Origin of the sequence: Massilia sp. Root335 (genome assembly GCF_001425685.1) — a bacterium.
Classification (GTDB): Bacteria; Pseudomonadota; Gammaproteobacteria; order Burkholderiales; family Burkholderiaceae_D; genus Telluria; species Telluria luteola.
In genome coordinates, this window is the sequence record NZ_LMCY01000042.1 from 284 (window position 1) to 18,772 (window position 18,489).

Annotated in this window: 17 protein-coding genes; 8 read left to right on the forward strand and 9 right to left on the reverse strand. The window is 67.6% G+C overall.

Annotated features, from left to right (window positions below):
- Window positions 1-500: 500 nt before the first annotated feature.
- Window positions 501-1,463 (reverse strand): choice-of-anchor A family protein, encoded by a 963-nt coding sequence (locus ASC93_RS32325; protein WP_082548232.1) that lies wholly within the window; start codon window positions 1,461-1,463, stop codon window positions 501-503.
- 125 nt (window positions 1,464-1,588) lie between these two features.
- Window positions 1,589-2,425, reverse strand: a complete 837-nt coding sequence (locus ASC93_RS21290; protein ID WP_056447187.1) for a DUF2306 domain-containing protein — start codon at window positions 2,423-2,425, stop codon at window positions 1,589-1,591.
- A gap of 136 nt (window positions 2,426-2,561) precedes the next feature.
- On the opposite strand from ASC93_RS21290, the gene ASC93_RS21295 reads away from it, so the two are divergent.
- From ASC93_RS21295 to ASC93_RS21320, 6 genes are all read left to right on the forward strand, one after another.
- Complete coding sequence (locus tag ASC93_RS21295; protein WP_056447190.1) at window positions 2,562-3,632, forward strand: sensor histidine kinase; 1,071 nt, start codon at window positions 2,562-2,564, stop codon at window positions 3,630-3,632.
- Window positions 3,629-4,402 (forward strand): LytTR family DNA-binding domain-containing protein, encoded by a 774-nt coding sequence (locus ASC93_RS21300; protein ID WP_056447193.1) that lies wholly within the window; start codon window positions 3,629-3,631, stop codon window positions 4,400-4,402. The genes ASC93_RS21295 and ASC93_RS21300 overlap by 4 nt, the downstream gene beginning before the upstream one ends.
- A 100-nt stretch (window positions 4,403-4,502) precedes the next feature.
- Window positions 4,503-5,267: an isocitrate lyase/phosphoenolpyruvate mutase family protein gene (locus tag ASC93_RS21305; protein ID WP_056447196.1), complete on the forward strand. Its 765-nt coding sequence runs from the start codon at window positions 4,503-4,505 to the stop codon at window positions 5,265-5,267.
- The gene (locus tag ASC93_RS21310; RefSeq protein ID WP_056447199.1) at window positions 5,264-6,460 is read left to right on the forward strand and encodes a DUF4331 family protein; all 1,197 of its coding nucleotides are present in this window, start codon (window positions 5,264-5,266) and stop codon (window positions 6,458-6,460) included. Before ASC93_RS21305 ends, ASC93_RS21310 begins: the two co-directional genes overlap by 4 nt.
- The gene (locus tag ASC93_RS21315) at window positions 6,457-7,278 is read left to right on the forward strand and encodes a DUF4198 domain-containing protein (RefSeq protein ID WP_056447202.1); all 822 of its coding nucleotides are present in this window, start codon (window positions 6,457-6,459) and stop codon (window positions 7,276-7,278) included. The genes ASC93_RS21310 and ASC93_RS21315 overlap by 4 nt, the downstream gene beginning before the upstream one ends.
- On the forward strand, window positions 7,265-8,080 hold the full coding sequence (locus ASC93_RS21320; protein ID WP_056447233.1) for a helix-turn-helix domain-containing protein: 816 nt from the start codon (window positions 7,265-7,267) through the stop codon (window positions 8,078-8,080). Before ASC93_RS21315 ends, ASC93_RS21320 begins: the two co-directional genes overlap by 14 nt.
- A 6-nt stretch (window positions 8,081-8,086) precedes the next feature.
- Here ASC93_RS21320 and ASC93_RS21325 read toward each other — a convergent pair whose 3' ends face one another.
- From ASC93_RS21325 to ASC93_RS21355, 7 genes are all read right to left on the reverse strand, one after another.
- Window positions 8,087-8,923 carry an HDOD domain-containing protein gene (locus tag ASC93_RS21325; RefSeq protein ID WP_056447205.1) on the reverse strand — a complete coding sequence of 279 codons (837 nt, stop codon included), beginning with the start codon at window positions 8,921-8,923 and terminating at the stop codon, window positions 8,087-8,089.
- Between the two features lie 130 nt (window positions 8,924-9,053).
- On the reverse strand, window positions 9,054-10,130 hold the full coding sequence (locus ASC93_RS31775) for a BON domain-containing protein (RefSeq protein WP_056447207.1): 1,077 nt from the start codon (window positions 10,128-10,130) through the stop codon (window positions 9,054-9,056).
- A 91-nt stretch (window positions 10,131-10,221) separates the two neighbouring features.
- The gene (locus ASC93_RS21335) at window positions 10,222-10,920 is read right to left on the reverse strand and encodes a hypothetical protein (protein ID WP_056447211.1); all 699 of its coding nucleotides are present in this window, start codon (window positions 10,918-10,920) and stop codon (window positions 10,222-10,224) included.
- A 118-nt stretch (window positions 10,921-11,038) separates the two neighbouring features.
- The gene (locus ASC93_RS21340) at window positions 11,039-12,766 is read right to left on the reverse strand and encodes a DNA mismatch repair protein MutT (RefSeq protein ID WP_056447214.1); all 1,728 of its coding nucleotides are present in this window, start codon (window positions 12,764-12,766) and stop codon (window positions 11,039-11,041) included.
- Window positions 12,767-12,922: 156 nt separating this feature from the next.
- On the reverse strand, window positions 12,923-14,404 hold the full coding sequence (locus ASC93_RS21345) for an efflux transporter outer membrane subunit (RefSeq protein WP_056447217.1): 1,482 nt from the start codon (window positions 14,402-14,404) through the stop codon (window positions 12,923-12,925).
- A gap of 23 nt (window positions 14,405-14,427) precedes the next feature.
- Window positions 14,428-16,038: a DHA2 family efflux MFS transporter permease subunit gene (locus ASC93_RS21350; protein ID WP_056447220.1), complete on the reverse strand. Its 1,611-nt coding sequence runs from the start codon at window positions 16,036-16,038 to the stop codon at window positions 14,428-14,430.
- A gap of 14 nt (window positions 16,039-16,052) precedes the next feature.
- Window positions 16,053-17,210: an HlyD family secretion protein gene (locus tag ASC93_RS21355; RefSeq protein WP_056447223.1), complete on the reverse strand. Its 1,158-nt coding sequence runs from the start codon at window positions 17,208-17,210 to the stop codon at window positions 16,053-16,055.
- 112 nt (window positions 17,211-17,322) lie between these two features.
- On the opposite strand from ASC93_RS21355, the gene ASC93_RS21360 reads away from it, so the two are divergent.
- Window positions 17,323-17,988: a TetR/AcrR family transcriptional regulator gene (locus ASC93_RS21360; protein ID WP_056447226.1), complete on the forward strand. Its 666-nt coding sequence runs from the start codon at window positions 17,323-17,325 to the stop codon at window positions 17,986-17,988.
- A gap of 125 nt (window positions 17,989-18,113) precedes the next feature.
- Entirely contained in the window at window positions 18,114-18,299 is a 186-nt protein-coding gene (locus ASC93_RS21365) for a hypothetical protein (RefSeq protein WP_056447229.1), read from the forward strand.
- The last annotated feature ends 190 nt before the right edge of the window (window positions 18,300-18,489 follow it).

Consider the following 18,489-nt stretch of genomic DNA (forward strand, 5'->3'; position numbering starts at 1 on the left):
AAGAGCTCCAGCTGAGCCTCATCTGATGAAACTGTCAAGAATTTTATTCCGGACAGCAGTGCGCGCAGGCGGGAACCCAGTCTGTGTGCAGATCGATACGCTTGAAACAGGTCGATATGCTTGAGTAACGTCGTTCCCGCGCAGGCGGGAACCCAATCTGCGCGCAGCTGGATTACGCTTGAAGCAGGTCGATACGCTTGATACTTGGGTCCCCGCCTGCGCGGGGACGACGGACCATGCCGATATGCTTGAGTAACGTCGTTCCCGCGCAGGCGGGAACCCAGTCTGTGTGCAGATCGATACGCTTGAAGCAGGTCGATATGCTTGAGTAACGTCGTTCCCGCGCAGGCGGGAACCCAATCTGCGCGCAGCTGGATTACGCTTGAAGCAGGTCGATATGCTTGATACTTGGGTCCCCGCCTGCGCGGGGACGACGGACCATGCCGATATGCTTGAGTAACGTCGTTCCCGCCTGCGCGGGGACGACGGATCATGCGCTATCAGGCCTGCCGGCGCTTCCGCCTCGCCATGCCCGCCGCCGCCAGCCCGGCCAGCACCAGCGCCACGCTGCCCGGCTCCGGCACGTGCGCCGGGGTGTCGTTGTCGTTCGGCCCCGTTTTCAGCCCGGCGATGTCGACCGCGTTGAAATAATGATTCGAATTGACCTGGACCGTCGACGACCATGTATCGACGATCACGTTGCCGTTGATGACGCCCCAATTGGCCGTCTGCGTCGCATACGGCGCCAGCACGCTGCCGATCACGCCGCGCACGTCGATGCTCGTCGCTTCGTAAAAGTTGAACAGCACGTTGTAGCCGGCGAGCGGCTCGAAGCTGATGCCGCCGTTATTGAAGGTGCCGGCGCCGCCGCTCACGTTGAAGACGAGCGTCTGGCCCGGCACCAGTTGTTCCAGGGTCCAGCTGCTGGAATTCGCGAACAGGTCCGACGACACATCGAAGACGTCGACGCCGCCGCTGCCGTTGCCCGTCACCTTGACGCCACTCCACAGGCGCGTCACCGAACCCGTCGGATCGAGGTCCGACAACGCATCGGCCACGCCCTTGTAATAGTTTGATGTCGCCTTGAAATCGACGGGATTGTTCGTCGACATGTCCGGCGTCGCCGCCCACGTCAGCGCGCTCGTGCCGCCCACGTAAGCCTTGCCGTTCTCGATCGAGCCGCCCTGCAACGCCAGGTTGCCGCCGGCGACGAGCGCATAGCCGTCCGTGCCGAATGCATCCTTGTTGTTGTGATTGATCGAATAACTGGAAATCGTGACATTGCCGCCGGCCACGACCGCGCCCTCGACGTCGCTCGACGGCGCCGTGAAGTCGTGGATCGCATACAGATTCGCGCCGCCCACGGGTGCCATCAGGTTCAGCACGGCCGCGTGGGCGGAACCGCCGAGGAGGGCGAAAGCGAGGGTGACGGGAGCGAGCATGACAGGCCGGATGGAATGCATGATATTTCTCAATAGAAATTTTTGGTACTACACAGTACCATCATTCCCGGTATCGTTCTAATTCTTTTTAGAAATAACTGTTATCTTCCATGCCATATGCTTGATGCGACGCGGGGCATGCCCGGTTACATGTGCGGCAGCCACATGCCCACCGTCGCCACGGCGATGCCCACGCCCAGCGCCAGCGTCAGCGCGGACAGGACGCCCGCCATGAACCAGTGCGCGCCGGCGCCGCCGCGTGCGCGGCAGACGAGGTAGGTTTCCAGGACAGCGAGCGGCAGCAGGAATTGGGCGAACGCCAGGAAACTCAGGAACGGCCCCCGGAACGTGCCAGGGTCGAACCCCGCGGGACCGCCGTTCACCGCCAGCCAGAACATCAGGCCGACGCGGAAGAACCACACGCCGCTGACGGCGAGGAACAGGCGCATTGCCCAGCGGCGGTGCGCGGCGACGTCGCGCATGCGGATGCGCTGCAGCGCCATCCCCGCGAACGCCAGCACGAGCAAGCCGTTGACGCTCGTGCCGATGTGCTGGACGACGTCGCCGACCGCCCCGCGCCACCAGATCATGTAGATGCCGGTGACGCTCGCGGCGACGGCGGCGACGAGATAGAGCCTGCCGTTCCAGCGGTGGAACGCGGGCGCCCGCGCGCGCAGGCGGGGAACCAGTTGCAGCGCCCCGCTCAGCATGATCGTGGCCGCCATCAGCAGGTGGATGCCGGTGGCTGCGTTTCCCACGCCGTCACCGGCCACGTGACCATGCGTCATCACCGTATTCCATTGCCCGAAGCTTCCCCGGACCGCCGCCCCGCCATACAGCAGCACGACATAGGCCGCGAAGACGAGTTGTCCGGCCACCGTCACGACGAACCACAGCGTTGCCGCCCACGCCAGCGCCCGTGCGGCCCGGCCGTGCGTGCTGCCGGCGCGCCAGGAGGCGGTGATTGCATTACCCGATACCATTGTTGTTCTCCCTCGGATGATCGATACGGCAGTTATCCATTTCCCGCTCCCGGGCACAAGACGGTTGGGCGAACGATGCGACCGGCGACGGTTTCCGGGACTTGAACGACGGTCGGGTTGCAGGTATCGTGGCTCGATGTCCCCGACGACGCCCTCTCTCCGCCCAGCCAGCGTCCTGCTGCCGACCGCCCGGCAGGCCGCCGTGGTCGCCGTCTTCACCTTGTCGCTGTCCTGGCTGCTGCACGTGCTGAGCGGCACGTCCTATCTCGGCGTCTTCGGCCGCATCGGCTTCATCGGCGCGGCGCTGCTGATGGCCTACTCGGTTGCCGGCGCACTGCGTCCACGCTGGATGGGACTGGGGCCCGCGCGCCTGGCGGCGGTCGTGCTGACGGCGCCCGTGGCGGCCCTCGTCACTGCCCTGGTGACGCAACGGAGCCATTTCATCGCCTATCTCGGCGACACCCAGACGCTGGTCGGACACTTCCTGATGGTGTTCCTGGCGATCTTTTTCGGCGTGCTGTTTTCCCTGGTCGCGATGCGCAACGAGCGCCGGGAGCGCGAACGGGCCGACCGGCTCGGGGTCGAACTGGAAAAGAACCGGCTCGAGCGCGAACTGCTGGACGCGCGCCTGCGCATGCTGCACGCGCAGATCGAACCGCATTTCCTGTTCAATACGCTGTCCAATGTCGAAGCCCTCGTGGCGTCCGGCTCCCCCAACGCGGGGCCGGTGCTGCGCCACCTCATCGCCTACCTGCGGGCCGCGATGCCGCGCCTGAACGATGCCGACGCCACCCTGGAAACGGAACTGCAGCTGGTCCGTTCCTACCTGGAGCTGATGCAGCTGCGCATGCCCGACCGCCTGCAGTTCACGGTGGCGGCGCCGGCGCGGGCGGGCGCCTTGCGCTTCCCTGCGATGGCGCTGCTCACGCTGGTCGAGAACGCGATCCGGCATGGCATCGATCCCAACATCGACGGCGGCCGCATCGACGTGGGCGGCCGCTGCGACGACACGACGGGCGCAATGGTCCTGTGGGTCGACGACACCGGCAAGGGCATGTCGGAAACGGCGCAGCCCGGCACCGGCCTGTCGAACCTGCGCACCCGCCTGCACGCCTTCTACGGCGACGGCGCGCGCGTCGACCTGCACGAGGTGGTCCCGCACGGCCTGCGCGTCGAACTGCATTTCCACCCCGGAGGCAAGCCATGAAGCCGTTCACCGCACTCATCGCCGACGACGAACCGCTGCTGCGCGAACGCCTGCGCACCCACCTGGCGGCCCTGTGGCCGGGATTGCGGCTGGTCGACGACGCGCGCAACGGTCCCGAGGCGCTCGAGCTGTTCGCCCAGCACCAGCCCGATATCGTGTTCCTGGACATCCACATGCCGGGGCAGAACGGCATCGACACCGCGCGCCAGCTGGCCCGCCGGGCCCACGTCGTATTCGTGACCGCCTACGAGCAATACGCCGTGCAGGCGTTCCAGCAGGGCGCCATCGATTACATCGTCAAGCCGATCGACGAGGCCCGCCTGGCCGATACCGTGCAACGCCTGCAGCGCCAGCTGGCCCTGCCGCCGCCGGCGCATGCCGCGCTGGACGCCATGCTCGACCAGCTCGCGGCCCGGCTGGAACGACGCGGCAAGCCGGCGTCGCCGTGGCTCCAGTGGATCAAGGCGTCGGTCGGCACCAGCCTGCGCCTGATCCCCGTCGACCAGGTGCGCTTCCTGCGCGCGGATGACAAGTACACCCGCGTCGTGTGGGACGAAGGCGAAGCGTTGATCCGCAAGGGCATCCGCGAACTGGCCGAGCAGCTGGACCCCGAGCGCTTCGTCCAGACGCACCGCTCCGTCATCGTCAATCTGGCATGCGTGAGCGAAGTCGTCAGGGGCATGAACGAGACGGCGGACCTGCATATCCGCGGCCATGACGAGGTGCTGCCGGTCAGCCGGAACTTCCTGTACCACTTCCGGCAGATGTAGGTCCATGACCTCGGAGGTCAATTTTCCATGACCTCGCGGGTAATTGAACCCGCCCCGCCGAACCGCGACACTGTGGTCTCCACCAACGCAGGAGTCCATCATGTCCGACCAAGTCCTCAAAGCCCACGCCTTCCGCGCGCTGCACGCGCCGGGAGCGCCGCTGGTCCTGTTCAACTGCTGGGATGCCGGCAGCGCCAGGGCGATCGCCGCCGCCGGCGCGCGGGCGGTCGCCACCGCCAGCTGGGCCGTCGCCGCCGCCAACGGCTACGCGGACGGCGAACACCTGCCGCGCGACCTGGCCATCGCCAACATCGGCCGCATCGCGCGCACGGTCGCGCTGCCCGTGACGGCCGACCTGGAACGCGGCTACGGCGAGACGCCGCTCGACGTCGCCGACACCGTCACGCAAGCCATCCGCGCCGGCGCGGTCGGGTGCAACCTGGAAGACGGCATCGACGCCGGCCGCCTGCGCCCCGCCGCCGACCAGGCCCTGCGCCTGCAGGCGGCGCGCGACGCCGCCGACCGGCTCGACATCCCGCTCTTCATCAACGCCCGCACCGACGGCTTCCTGCTCGCCGCGGCGGACGCGCACGACGATGTGCTGCTCGACGCCACGCTGGAGCGCGCCCGCCTGTACGCCGCGCACGGTGCCGACGGCCTGTTCGTGCCCGGCCTCGTCGATGCCGCGCTGATCGAACGGCTCGTGCGCGCGTCACCGTTGCCCGTCAACCTGATGGCCGCCGCCGGCACGCCGCCGCTGGCGGCCTTGCGCGCCCTCGGCGTCGCGCGCCTGAGCCACGGTCCCGGCCCGTACCTGCTGGCGATGCGCGCGCTCGAAGACGCCGCGCGCGGGGCCGCGGCATGAAGCGCATCCGGCTCGCGCTCGCCGCGCTGTGCTTGAGCACGGCCGCGCTGGCATCCGACCACCTCGATTCGCCCAGGGTGGTCGCCGATCCGCGCGTGGACATCGGCGACATCTACGCGTGGACCTCGACCGACGGACGCCGGCTCAACCTCGCGATGACCATCGTCGGCCACGTCTTCGACAAGGACGCGGAATACGCCTTCCACATCGACAGCGGCCCGCGCTTTCCCGACACGACGGCGCGCACCGACATCGTCTGCCGCTTCGCCTCGATGGCGCAGGCGGACTGCCTGATCGGGCGTGACGAAGCGATCCAGGGCGACCCAAGCCGGCCGGCGGGATTGCTCAGCGCGAGCGGCCGCAGCCGGCTCTTCGCGGGCCTGCGCGACGACCCGTTCTTCAACAACGTGAAGGGTTCGCGCGACGCGTTCGACCTGGCGACGGCCACGCTCAAACAGGGCGTCCCGCGCGACGCCGCGGGCTGCCCCGCCTGGACGCCCACGCAGACCGCCGCCATCCTCGACCGCTGGCGCCACACGGACGGCGGCCCGGCCCGCAACTTCCTCGCGGGCTGGACGCCGGCCGCCATCGTGCTGTCCGTGGACCTGTCGCTGGTCGACCGCGGCGGCCCCGTGCTGGCCGTGTGGGCCGACACGACGGTCGACGACGTCCGCATCGACCGCATGGGCCGGCCGCTGACGGGCAACGGCCTGCTGGCCCACCTGGGCAACGACGAGGCAGCCGACGCCTACAAGCTCGCCTACAACGCCGCGACGCCGGAGACGGCGGACGCATTCGTGCCCGTCATCGCAAGGTCGCTCGCGCTGTACGACGGCTACGACGGCCAGTGCGGCAACCAGCTCATGATCGACCATGCCGCGCCGCCGGCGGCGCGCTACACGCCGCTGGCCAGGCTGCTGGCCGACGACCGGCTGTGGGTCGACAGCGCATCGACCACGTGCACGCAGCTGTTCGCCGTGGAGCTGGCGGCGCTGACGGGCGGAGACCGCTGGCGCAAGGACTGCGGCGGCCGCACCCTGCATTACGATGCCGTGAACGTCTACCGCTCGCTGCTCGCCAGCGGGACAAACGATGCCATCACGGACGGCGTGCGCGCGGACGACCGGCAGCATTCGGATGCGGTGTTCCCGTTCCTGGCCGCGCCCAACGATGCGAAGGCGGCCTACCGATGATCGCGCGCCTGCTGACGGTCGCCGCCCTGTGCCTGCCCCTCGCGGCCGGCGCGCACGACTTCTGGGTGAATCCGGACCGCTTCGTCGTCTCGGTCGGCGCCAGCACGGGACTGAGCATGCAGGTCGGCCACGGCGACGCGCGCCGGACCTCGCCGATCCCGTCGCGCCGCATCCTGCGTTTCGCGGCGTGGACGCCCGGCGGCGACGTCATCGACCTGCGCGGCGACGGCAAGCTCGCCCCCACCGAAGCGGGACTGCATCTGCTGGTGCTGGAAACGGACGCGAACGCGCAAAGCCATTTGCCCGCCGACCGCTTCAACGCCTACGTGAAAGAAGAAGGCTTGTGGCCTGCGGCGGCCGCGCGCGAACAGCGGGGCACGACGGGACGGGACGCCATCGAGCGTTACCGGCGCGTGGCGAAAGCCCTCGTGCAGGCGGGTGCGCCCGGCGAAGGCAACCAGGACCTGGCGACGAAGCGGGTCGGCCTGCCGCTGGAAATCGTGCTGGTCGCGCCGCTGTCGGACCCGGACGGCGGCGACACGCTGGCGGCGCAGGTCGTCTTCGAGGGCCGTCCGCTGGCGGGCGCGCTGGTGAAGCTCACGGATCTCGACCACGATGCCACGCCGGCCGCCGCGCAAGTCACGGACCGCGACGGGCTGGTGCGCCTGCGCCGTCCGCCGCCGGGCAACTGGCTCCTGAACGTGATCTGGACCACGCCCCTGTCCGGCGCCGAAGGCATCGACTTCGACACCATCTTTTCGAGCCTGAGTTTCGGTGTGCCGCCTGCCGGGTTATCATCCGGCCATGCCCCCACTTGATCTCGCTCCCGTCCCCGTCGGCCTGCTCCTGCGCGAATGGCGCGCCGCGCGCCGCCTCAGCCAGCTCGACCTGGCGCTGGACGCGAACATCTCCGCGCGCCACCTCAGTTGCATCGAGACGGGCAAGGCGCAGCCCAGCAGACCCCTGCTGATGCGCCTCGCCGACGTGCTGGACATGCCGCTGCGCGAACGCAACGCGCTGCTGCGCGCGGGCGGCTATGCGCCGGGCTATCCCGAGAGCGGCCTCGATACGCCGGCGATGGGCCAGATCAACAAGGCGATCGCCTTCATCCTCGAGCAGCAGGAGCCCTATCCGGCCTTCCTCATGAACCGGCACTGGGACATCCTCGCGGCGAACCAGGCGGCGCAGCGCATCAACGGCTTCCTGCTCGACGGACGGCCGCCCCGGCATGCGAACATGCTGCGCACGGTGTTCGACCCGGACGACCTGCGCGGCCGCATGACGAACTGGGACGATGTGGGGAGCACGCTGATCGGCCACCTGCACGCGCTGATCGCCGGTTCGCCGACGGACCTGAAAGCCCGCGCGCTGTTGGATGAGGTCCTGGCGTACCCGGACGTGCCGTCGCGCTGGCGGCTGCGCGACCTGGACCGGCCGCCCGCGCCGCTGCTGACGACGGAGTTCCGGCACCGCGGCGTGGCATTGAGCTTCTTTTCGACGATCACGACGTTCGGCACGCCGCGCGACATCACCATCGACGAGCTGCATATCGAGTCGTGCTTTCCGATGGACGAGGCGACGGCGCAGTTCTGCCGCGCCGTCCGCGAAACAAACGGCTGAGCGCCGTCAGACGAGCAGCGCGCCGCCCATCGACGCGCTGATCTCGGCCGCCTCGTCGATCATGCGATTGAGGCTGTCCTCGTCGAGCAGGTAGTCGAGCGCGCTCTCGCTGTGTTCGGGCAGCGGCGCGCGCGCCGTGCCGAGCGGCGACGGCACGCTGGCATACAGGTTGGCCAGCAGCAGGGTGTCGAGCAGGGTGGCGGGCGGCATGTGCAGCCAGGCGCCGCGCAGCTCGAAAATCGCGTCGGCGACGGGCTCGGGCAGCGCCAGCTTGCGCGCCACTTCGCGCGTGACGACGTCCTCGCACAGCTCGGCCCATTTTTCCGGATCGTCGTCCAGCAGGCCCGGAAAACCGTCGGCGCGCGACAACAAGTAGAAGCCGCCGACCTCGTGGACGATGCCGGCGAACATGGCCGTGTCGGGATTGACGAACGTGACGCGGCGCGCGAATACATGGGCCAGCGCGGCCACCTGCACCGTGTGTTCCCACAACTGCTCGGCCTTGGCGCGCAGGTCGGGGTCCTCGATGCGGGCGCCGAACTGGCGCACCACGAGGCTCGCGACGAGCATCTGCAGGTTGCGGTAGCCGACCCGCGTCACGGCCGAGCGCACGTTGGTGATCGGACTGCCGCCCGTGTTGAACGTCGAGGAATTGGCCAGCGCCACCGTGCGCGCGGCCAGCTGCGGCTCGCCCAGCACGAGGCGGATCGCATCCTCCAGGTGGCAATCGGGATCGTTCAGCGCGTGCTGCAGGCGCAGCACGGCGTTCACGCTGGTGGGAAAGGAAATCTCACCGCGCGCCGCTTGGGCGGCGATGGTTCCGAAGGCTTCGAGTCTGTTCACGGCCGCGATTATACCGTGCCCTATCTACCGCAAAAATAATTCGCGGCGGGTGCGCAACAACTTGTGGTAGTTCAGCAAAAAAGACGGCCGGCTACAAACGCCGGCCGTGGATGAGCTTAAAGCGGATGACTTATTTGACCTTGATGGCGCTCCTGACGCTGGTGACGCCGTCGACGCCCTTCGCGACCTGCACGGCCTTGTCGGCCTGTTCCTTCGAATTCACGAAACCGCTCAGCATCACGACGCCCTTTTCCGTCTCGACGTGGATGCCCAGCGAATCCAGGTTCGGCTCCTTGACGAGATCGGCCTTCACCTTGGTGGTGATGGCGGTGTCGGACGCGGCCAGACGCGTCTTGCCGGTGGCGTCGCGGGTCTTGTCGGCCGTCTCGTCGCCGGTGCGGTCCATCGCGTTGTCGGTCTTCCGGGCAAGCGTCGAACCGGCCTGCTTCGTCTTCTCGACGGCGGCGTGGGCCACTTCTTTCGTCTTCTCAACAACTGTCGCGGCCGCGGCCTTCGTTTTGTCGGCTGCGGTCACGGCAGTGTCGCGCGTCTTTGATGCGACGTTTTCGGTCGCGTTCGCCGTGCGGTTGGCGGCGTCGGCGGCGTTCTCGCGCACGGCCGACGGCTTCGTTTCGACCAGGCAACCGGTCTTCGCGTTGGCGCCCATCTGCGCGCACTTGTCGACGGCGGCCGCCTTGGCCGGATCGCGCGTATCGGTGCCGGTCACGAGGCCGCCGGACGCCGTGCTGCCGCTGGCGCCGCCACTGCCGCTCGAACCGGTGGCCGTCGACCGCTCGGTGCGCTCGGCCTTGGCGTCGGCCAGCGCCGCCGTGTGCACGGACTTGGCGTTGTCCATGCAGCTGTCCTTGTCGGCGCCGTTTTTGGCGTCGCAGCGGGCCTTGGCAAGGTCGTATTCGGCGTCGGCGACGCTGGTGCGCGCGCGGGCATGGCCGGTGGCCGTGTTGTTGTACTTGGCCAGCGCATCGGCTTCGGTGCGGGTACGCATCAGCCGTGCCTCGGCCATGCAGACGTCCTTGTCGTTGCCGCTTTTCGCATCGCATTTCGCTGCCGCCGCCCGGTATTCCGTCTCCGCCTTGTGCGTGAGATTACGGTAGGTGGCAGGGTCGTGGTTCAGTGCCGCGGTCGGCGCCGCGGCAAAGCTCGCGCCTGCGGCCGTCGCGAGCAAGGTCGCAATCAGCGTTTTCATGGTCTTGTCCCTTGTGTTGTTTGTTGTGACAGCCAGATTTAACGCCCTGGCGGGCAAGACCTCTGTGCGGCACCGTACACTTGTCGGACAATCAATCGTCGCTCAGCAGGCCTTCGCGCCACAACGGCGCCGCGTCCTCGAACGGTTTGCCGGCGGCGCCGAAACGGGCGCCGTCGCGCGCCAGACGCACCCAGGCCCGCGTATCGTGGCCGTTGTGCGCCACCGGCTGGTCCTGCCTGAGTCGTTCCAGCCAGGCGTAGATGCGGCCGTAGTCGCCGGGGTGGCGGTCGTGGATCCAGGCCAGCGCGACGAGGTCGGCATAGCCTTCCTCGCGGCGGGTCTCGCGCATCGCCTTCGACGCCGCCAGCAGCGATGGATCGGCGGCCGTCTCCTCGCCCGTCTCGACGAAGCCGGCCGGCAGCGCATGCCAGGCACCCTGCGCATAACGCCAGCAATGGCCGATCTCGTGGGCGGCCATCGCCTCGATCAATTCGCCCTGCTCATCGGCCGGCACGCCCTCCAGCTGGCGCTCCGCATTGGGATTGCCGCGCAGCGACAACACGAGCTTGCAGCGGCCGCCGGCAAAGCCCATGGCCATCGGCACGTCGTTGGGGCCGGCCTGCGGCTGCACGACGATGTCGATCGGCAGCTTCAGGCCGCGCGAGTATTCAAGGACGGGAAACGCGGCGCCGAGCCAGCGCTGCTCCAGCGGCGTGAGGTCGGCGGCGCATGCGGGGACGGCCTGGGCAACCAGGCCCAGGACGGCGGCGGCGAAAAAGACTTTGGACATGGCGGGCTTCCCGATGGATATATGAAATGCCTAACGGCAATTCTATTCCCCGTTCAACCCTCGTCCTCGGCAATATTTTCGCGGCTGTCCAAAAGCGTAATGTTGCCGGAAAAGCCGCTCAGCGGTGCGCCGGCACCAGCTTGGCCGCCGTCACGAACGCCGGGCGGATATCGTTCGGCACGGCCTTCATCTTGTCCAGGCCCTTCTGCACATCCGGGCGGATCACGACGTAACGCTTCATGAGGTCTTGCGCACGGGTGTAGTCGCCCAGCGCTTCGATCGTCAGGAATTCGCGGTCGAGGTCGGCCACGGCGCCCTTGATCCTGGCAAAGTCGACGGAGAACGTGCCGTCGCCGTGCGACACGAAGCCGCCCTTGTCGAGCAGGTAGTTGACCTGGATGGCCATGCCGCGCGCGTGCGAATCCGTCAGGCCGAAGTGCAAGGTGCGGAAGGCCGACGCGAGGTAGGTGTTGTACAGCTTGCGCTCGGCAGCAGGCCCCTGCCCCAGCGAATCCTTCAATTGGCCCTTGTCCATCATGTACGCGAGCGCCCACAGGCCGGTGACGTCGGCCTTCGCTTCCTCGATGGTCGAGTACGTATCCTTCAGGTCCTGGCGCGGCGTGGACGGCTGGCCGTTCTGCGTCGTCGCGTGCGGACCCAGGCCGTGCATGATCTCGTGCGCGAGGATGTGCGTGAAGAACGAATCGAAGTCGAGATCCTTCTGGTCGGCCGGGCGCAGCACGAGCTTCGAGATCGGCGTCAGGGTCGCCTCGAACTTGGCTTCCTGGACATTCTTGAGCATGATGCGCTTGGAGCCGCGCTGGCGGATGATGCGCTCGTCGTTCGGCAGGTTGTACGCGGCCGTCTGCACGCCCATATTGCCGTCGCCGGCGCCGTACACCTGGTTCACGACGACCATCGGCGCGAGCGCCCCGACCTTCGGATTGCGGTATTTCGGATCGAGCGGCAGGTTGTTTTCCAGCTCCTGCATGTGCTTGCCGAAGAAGTTCAGCTTGTCCGTCTCCTTCTGGTCGCGCACGTTCACGTACGCTTCGAACGCGGCCTTGTAGCCGAACAGCTCGTCGTTATACGTCTCGTACGGGCCGATCGTGACGTCGACCGGGGAATCCAGGTCCATCCACGCGAAATCGGAGGCGAGGTAGTCGTTCGACAGGAACGCGTCGGCGCGCAGGTTCAGGAATTTTTTCAGCGACGCGTTGTCGGTGGCGTTCGCCGCGTCCTTCAGCAGCCTGGCCAGTTTTTGCAGCTCGGTACGGTATTCGTCCGAGTATTTCACGACAGTGAATTTACCGGCCTTGTCCTTGCGGATCACCGTGAAGAACCATTGCGCCTGCTCCTTCTCGGCCGGCGGCAGGCCGTTCATCCACGTCTCCAGCGCCTGCTTGGTCGCCCCTTCCGGATAAAAATTCGCACCCGGCGGCTTCTCGGCCGGGATCTGGATGCCGGCATACTCCGCGGGCATGAAGGACTGGTTGCCGTCGATGATCGACCACGGCCCCTTGTTCAGCCAGAAGTAATCGCGGCGTGCCTTGCCCAGCGGCGTCGTGTCCTTTTGCAGCGCGGCCCACAGTGCCTCGTTGCCGGACCAGCGCTGGCGCAGTTGCAGGATGTCGACGATCTTCGCCGCTTCGATCAGCCTGGCGATGGCGACGCGGTCGCCGGCCGACAGCCTGGCCGTATCGGCCGTCAGGTCGACGGGGGCGAAGCGCCTGGTCATCGACTGGAGCTGGGTCACGGAGGCGGGGGCCGCTGCGGTATCAGAGGCGTGGACGTTGGTGCACAGGGTCGCTGCGGCCAGTGCCAGGGGGGCGAGGAGTTGCTTCATTGGGGTCCCTTGTGAGGTTTGCAATCTTGCGATTGTAATCCTGTTCAAGGTCATGCAGAAGAACTTGGGCCCCCGCCTGCGCGGGGGCGACGGCTCAGCGGCAGTGTATGAACTCGTCGTTCCCGCGCAGGCGGGAACCCAAGTTTTACGCGTGCCTCAGCGCGACGCCTGCGCCACCGTCGCTTCCGGCGCCGCCTGCTGCCAGCCGCCGCCCAGCGCGCGTGCCACCGACACGGCGGCCAGCAGCCGCTGCGTGCGGATCTGCGCGGCGGCGCGGTCGGCCGCGAGAGAGGACCGCTGGGCGTCGGTGACGTCCAGGTAGGTCGACACGCCGCGGTCGTACCTGGCCTGCGCCACCTGCACGGCGCGCGCGGCGGCCTGCTGGGCCTGCACCTGCACGTCGCCCTGCTGCTGGCGCTGCTGCACGTCCGACAGCGCATCCTCGACTTCGCGCAGCGCCGTCAGCAGGCGTGCCTCATGGTTCGCGACGGCTTCGTCGTAGCGCGCCCTGGCCAGGTTCAGGTTGGCACGGTTGCGGCCGCCCTCGAATACCGGCAGCGACAGGGCCAGCGGGCCGAACGAGAACTCGCGCGCGCTGCCCTTGGCGAGGTTGCTCAGGTTTTCCGACGCATAGCCGAAATTACCCGTCAGCGACAGGCTCGGATAGAACGCGCCCTCGGCCACGCCCACCTGGGCATTGAAGGCCTTCAGCGTGGCGACGCTGGCCGCGAGGTCGGGACGCTGGCCCAGCACGCTCGCCGGCAGGCCGACGGGAATCGCGGGCGGCTGCGGCAGCGCGGCGCCGGCCGGAGCGAGGATCGGCTGGCTCGGCGACGCGCCCACCAGCACGGCCAGCGCGTGTTCCAGCGTGTTGCGCTGGCGCTGGGCTTCCTGGATGTCGGCCTCGGCGTTGGCGCGCTCGATGCGGGTGCGCGACACGTCCAGCTCGTTCGACAGGCCCGCGTTGAAGCGCGCCTCGATCAGCTGCTGCGATTCGCGCCGCGTGGCCAGCGCATTGTTCAGGATGGCGATATCCGCATCGAGGCCGCGCAGCTGCCAGTACGTCGTCGCGACCTGGCTCGACAGCATCAGCATGACGCCGTCGCGGTCGTCCTGGGCGGCCAGCGCCTGGGCGTCGGCGCTTTCCACGGCGCGGCGCACGCGGCCCCACAGGTCGAGCTCATACGAGAAATTGGCGCCGATGGAAAAATCGTTGCCCTTGATCGACTGGTGGCCGAACGTCGCGCCCATCGCGCTTTCGGCCGACGTGCGCGAATTCGCGATGCCGGCCTTCACGCCGACGGTCGGCAGCTGGTTGGCGCGCACCACGCCCAGTTGCGCCTGCGCCTGCACGAGACGCTCGGCGGCGGCGCGCACGTTCGGGTTGTCGTGCAGGGCGCGCTGCTCCAGCCGGGCCAGCGTGGCGTCGCCGAACACGGTCCACCATTCGGCCGGCAGGCGCGCGGCCTGCTGTGCGGCCTCCCCTTGCGGCTCGGCCGCGGCATGGCGCCAGGCCGGCGCCGCCGCGCTTTGCGGCGCGACGAAATCCTTGCCGACGGTGCCGCAGGCGGAGAGCAGCGCGGCGACGGCAACGGCGACGGCGGTGTGAACGACAGGTTTGATATAAATAGTTTTCATTCTTTTATCCATGAATGCTTGGTTCAGTGGCCACCGCCACCGCCGCCGCCGGGCGACTTGATCTTGTCCGAGAACCACAGCGGGATGATCGCCGCCAGCAGGATGGCGCCGACGAGGAAGAAGCCATCGTTGTAGGCCATCACGAACGATTCGCGCCGCACGATGCGGTCGATGGCGCCAATGGCCTGCTGGGCGGCCGTCGCGGGGTCGAAGCCCTTGGCGATGAAGGCTTGCGTCAGCGTGTCCAGGCGGCTCTGCGTCGCGCTAGCGACCAGCGACACCGATTCGCCCAGGCGCTCCGAGTGGAAGTGCTCGCGGTTCGTGAGCGCCGTCGCCAGCAGGGCGATGCCGACCGAGCCGCCCAGGTTGCGGGTCATGTTGAACAGGCTCGAGGCGGACGTCATGTCCTTCGGCTGGATGCCGGCCATGGCGAAGTTCGACAGGGTCAGCATCACGAACGGCTGGCCGAGCGCGCGGATGATCTGCGACAGCATCAGCTGGTCGTAGCCGGTGTTGGCGTCCATGTAGGCGTTCATCAGGCACGAGACGCCGAACAGCGCGAGGCCGAACGAGCACAGGAGGCGGTTGTCGATCTTCTGCGACAGGCGCGCGACGAACGGCATCACGAACAGCTGCGGCAGGCCCACCCAGGCGATCACTTCACCGATCTGCATCGGCGAATAACCGGCGATCTGGCCCAGGAACAGCGGCAGCAGGAACGAGGAGCCGTACAGGCCCATGCCGATCACGGCGGACAGCCCGGTCGCGACGAGGAAGTTGCGGTGACCGTACAGGCCCAGGTTGACGAACGGGTCGCTGCGCCAGAAATTCGTCACGACCCAGCCGAGGATGCCGATGATCGCCAGCGCCGCGAAGGTGATGATGAAGCTGGACTGGAACCAGTCCTTCGAATTGCCCTCTTCCAGGAAGATCGTCAGGCTGGCGAGGCCCAGCGCCATGAAGGCGATGCCGAGCCAGTCGGCCTTGTACAGCGCCTGCAGGTTCATGGGCTCGCGGTCGATGCCCCAGTACATGCCGGCGATGAGCAGCACGCCCGGCACCCAGTTGATGTAGAAGATCGACGGCCAGCCGTACAACTCCGTCAGGTAGCCGCCCAGCGTCGGGCCCATCGCGGGCGCCAGCGTGGCGGTCAGGCCGAACATGGCCATGCCGACGGCGCGCTTGGCCGGGGGCAGGCGCGTCATCACGAGCGTCATCGCCATCGGGATCAGCGCGCCGCCGGTAAAGCCCTGCAGCATGCGGAACACGATCATGCTGGACAGGTTCCACGCGGTGCCGCACAGCGTCGAGAAGCCGAGGAACAGCGCGGTCGTGAGCATCAGGTAGCGGCGCTGGCCGAGGGCGCGCACGAACAGCGCCGTCATCGGGATCACCACGATCTCGGCGCACAGGTAGGCGGTCGAGATCCACGAGCCCTCTTCCTGCGTGGCCGACAGCGTGCCGAGGATGTCGCGCAGCGAGGAGTTGGTGATCTGGATGTCGAGCACCGCCATGAAGGCGCCGAGCATGCCGGCCAGCACCGCGATCCAGGTGCGCGCGTCGATGCGCGCGCCGTTGGCCGGCGCGCCCGGCGGCGCGTGCGCCGCCAGCGGTTTGGTGATCGTCGTGGACATGATGCGTTCCCGGATTATTGAGCGGAGGCCTGCTGTTGCGGCGCCTTCTGGCGCAGGTCGATCTCGACGACGGTCGACATGCCCGGCACGAGGCGGCCGGCGTATTTCTTCAGGTCGTCCGGCGCGAACGTGATTTTCACGGGCACGCGCTGGACGATCTTCGTGAAGTTGCCGGTCGCGTTATCGGCCGGCAGCAGCGCGAACTGGTTGCCCGAGGCCGGCGAGAAGCTGTCCACGCGCCCGACCAGTTCGTGCTTGGGCAGCGCGTCGACTTCGACCTTGACTTCCTGGCCCGGCACGATGCCCGGCAGCTGCGTTTCCTTGAAGTTGGCGACGACCCACACGTCGTCCTGCACGATGGCGGCCAGCTGCTGGCCCGGCTGCACGCGCGCGCCGACTTCCACGCTGCGCTTGCCGACGCGGCCCGAAACCGGCGACACGATGCGGTTGTAGCCGAGCTGCTGCTGGGCGTCCTTCAACTGGGCCTGCAGCACTTTTACCTGGGCCTTGAGCACGTCGCGCGCCGCACCGGCGGCGGCGATCTGGGCCCTGGCGGCGGTGGCGTTGTCGCGCCGTGCCGTGACGTCGGCCGTGGCGCCGGCACGCGCGGCCGTGGCGGCATCGACCTCGGCTTTCGAGACGGCCTTCATCGTGCTGTTGTACAGCTGGCCGTAACGGTCGGCGTCCTGTTTGGCGCGCACGAGGTTGGCCTGGGCCTGCACGACCTGCGCCTGGGCGGCGGAGGCCTGCGCCTTGGCCTGCTCGACGGCGGCGTCGGCCTGCAGGATCTGCTGCTGCACGCTGGCGATCTGGGCCTGGATCTGCTCGACCTTCACGCCCTGGTCGGCCGGGTCCAGCTCGGCCAGCACGTCGCCGGCCTTGACGATCTGGTTGTCGTCGAACATCACCTTCGTGACGACGCCCGGGATGCGCGACGACACCGGGTGCACGTGGCCCGTGACGTAGGCATTTTCCGTCTCGACGAAATAATGGCTGCGGTACCACATGCGGCCACCCGCGACCAGCGCGGCGGCGGCGATCAGGCCCACCACGATCAGCACGCGCTTCGGAGGCCCTTTGGCGGCATTGGCGGGCGCACCCTGGGCCGCCGGCGCGCCCGGCGGAACGGCGGCGACAGGCTTGTGGTCGACCGTGGTTTGGGTATCTGGCATGTGAACTCCGAAAAGAAATGAAATTGGTCAATCGCATTATTGGACAACTTTTTGCCAAAGTCAAGAAATGAAACGGTTGCATTTCATTTGATATCGGGCTACAGTGTGAACCATGGACAAACATATGCATGACGCGGCCGAATGCTCCGGCAAGGCCGCGGGCCGGCCCAAGGCCGCCGACGTCGAGGCGCGTACGCAAGAGCTGTTGCAGACCGCCGCCGCTCTGTTTCTCGAGAACGGCTACACCAAGACCAGCCTCGAAGCGATCGCCCGCGCGGCCCACGTGGCGGTGCGCACCATCTATGTGAAATTCGGCGGCAAGGAGGGCCTGTTGGCCGCCGTGCTGGCCGCCAAGCGCCACCGGTTCTTCCGCAGCCAGCCGATGGAGACGGACCCCCGCCCGCTGCGCGAGATCGTGGACGACTTCGCGCACCAGATGTATGCCCTGATCACGTCGCAGGAAGCCATCGACCTGCAGCGCATCGTGCTGGCCGAGGCGCCCAAGAACCCGGAACTGGCCGAAGCGTTCTGGAACGGCGGCCCGCTCAAGACGCGCGAGATGCTGGGGCGCTTTTTTGCGCGTCCCGACATCCGCGCCCAGATGCGCCCCGACGTGCCGCTCGACCTGCTGCCGTGCCACCTGATGGCCACCATCACCGGCGAAATGATCATGAACCTGATGCGCCCGCACCGTCTCGTGGACCCGGACAAGGCGCAGCGCGACCTGGAAGGCCGGCTCGAGCTGTTCTACCACAGCATCTTGCCTCACCGGACTTAATTCCATTTGGCAATGTGCGTCATCGCACCGACCCGATGTGTGGGAAACGGCATCCTGAGTTCTTTGAAGGAGGATGTCATGAAAAACAACAATGTCAAGACGGCAGTTCGCCGCAAGGAGGGTGCATGAGCAAGTCATCCCGATATGAATGGCGCGACCAGCAGGCCGCGCTGCACGAGCGCATGAACGGGTTCCTCGCCAACCCGAGCAATGAACAGCTCGAGGCCGTCGTCGCCGAAATGCGAGCGTACGCGGCCGCGGCCCAGTCCGGCAGCATCGAGATTCCGCAGCGGTGGACCGCTTACGGTTGAGCTAGCGTGGGCACCCCGTGCCCACGCGCAATCGGCTCCGACACGGACGGGCACACCGGTCATTCACGCGCCGGTTGAACGCGTGGGCGGGGGCTGCCCACCCTACGTGCGGCGCGGTCATGGTTTTGTAGATACCGTCTTGTGCGTCAAGCTTCACATGGCGTAATTCGGGTCATATGGCCTGCCTGAG

What these genes read in the sequence shown, in the direction of transcription:
- ASC93_RS31775 (WP_056447207.1), bottom strand. Translation starts at nt 10,130, where the DNA reads ATGAAAACGCTGATTGCGACCTTGCTCGCGACGGCCGCAGGCGCGAGC.
- ASC93_RS21310 (WP_056447199.1), top strand. Translation starts at nt 5,264, where the DNA reads ATGAAGCGCATCCGGCTCGCGCTCGCCGCGCTGTGCTTGAGCACGGCC.
- ASC93_RS21290 (WP_056447187.1), bottom strand. Translation starts at nt 2,425, where the DNA reads ATGGTATCGGGTAATGCAATCACCGCCTCCTGGCGCGCCGGCAGCACG.
- ASC93_RS21305 (WP_056447196.1), top strand. Translation starts at nt 4,503, where the DNA reads ATGTCCGACCAAGTCCTCAAAGCCCACGCCTTCCGCGCGCTGCACGCG.
- ASC93_RS21345 (WP_056447217.1), bottom strand. Translation starts at nt 14,404, where the DNA reads ATGAAAACTATTTATATCAAACCTGTCGTTCACACCGCCGTCGCCGTT.
- ASC93_RS21320 (WP_056447233.1), top strand. Translation starts at nt 7,265, where the DNA reads ATGCCCCCACTTGATCTCGCTCCCGTCCCCGTCGGCCTGCTCCTGCGC.
- ASC93_RS21365 (WP_056447229.1), top strand. Translation starts at nt 18,114, where the DNA reads ATGAGCAAGTCATCCCGATATGAATGGCGCGACCAGCAGGCCGCGCTG.
- ASC93_RS21360 (WP_056447226.1), top strand. Translation starts at nt 17,323, where the DNA reads ATGGACAAACATATGCATGACGCGGCCGAATGCTCCGGCAAGGCCGCG.
- ASC93_RS32325 (WP_082548232.1), bottom strand. Translation starts at nt 1,463, where the DNA reads ATGCATTCCATCCGGCCTGTCATGCTCGCTCCCGTCACCCTCGCTTTC.
- ASC93_RS21340 (WP_056447214.1), bottom strand. Translation starts at nt 12,766, where the DNA reads ATGAAGCAACTCCTCGCCCCCCTGGCACTGGCCGCAGCGACCCTGTGC.
- ASC93_RS21335 (WP_056447211.1), bottom strand. Translation starts at nt 10,920, where the DNA reads ATGTCCAAAGTCTTTTTCGCCGCCGCCGTCCTGGGCCTGGTTGCCCAG.
- ASC93_RS21295 (WP_056447190.1), top strand. Translation starts at nt 2,562, where the DNA reads ATGTCCCCGACGACGCCCTCTCTCCGCCCAGCCAGCGTCCTGCTGCCG.
- ASC93_RS21355 (WP_056447223.1), bottom strand. Translation starts at nt 17,210, where the DNA reads ATGCCAGATACCCAAACCACGGTCGACCACAAGCCTGTCGCCGCCGTT.
- ASC93_RS21350 (WP_056447220.1), bottom strand. Translation starts at nt 16,038, where the DNA reads ATGTCCACGACGATCACCAAACCGCTGGCGGCGCACGCGCCGCCGGGC.
- ASC93_RS21300 (WP_056447193.1), top strand. Translation starts at nt 3,629, where the DNA reads ATGAAGCCGTTCACCGCACTCATCGCCGACGACGAACCGCTGCTGCGC.
- ASC93_RS21315 (WP_056447202.1), top strand. Translation starts at nt 6,457, where the DNA reads ATGATCGCGCGCCTGCTGACGGTCGCCGCCCTGTGCCTGCCCCTCGCG.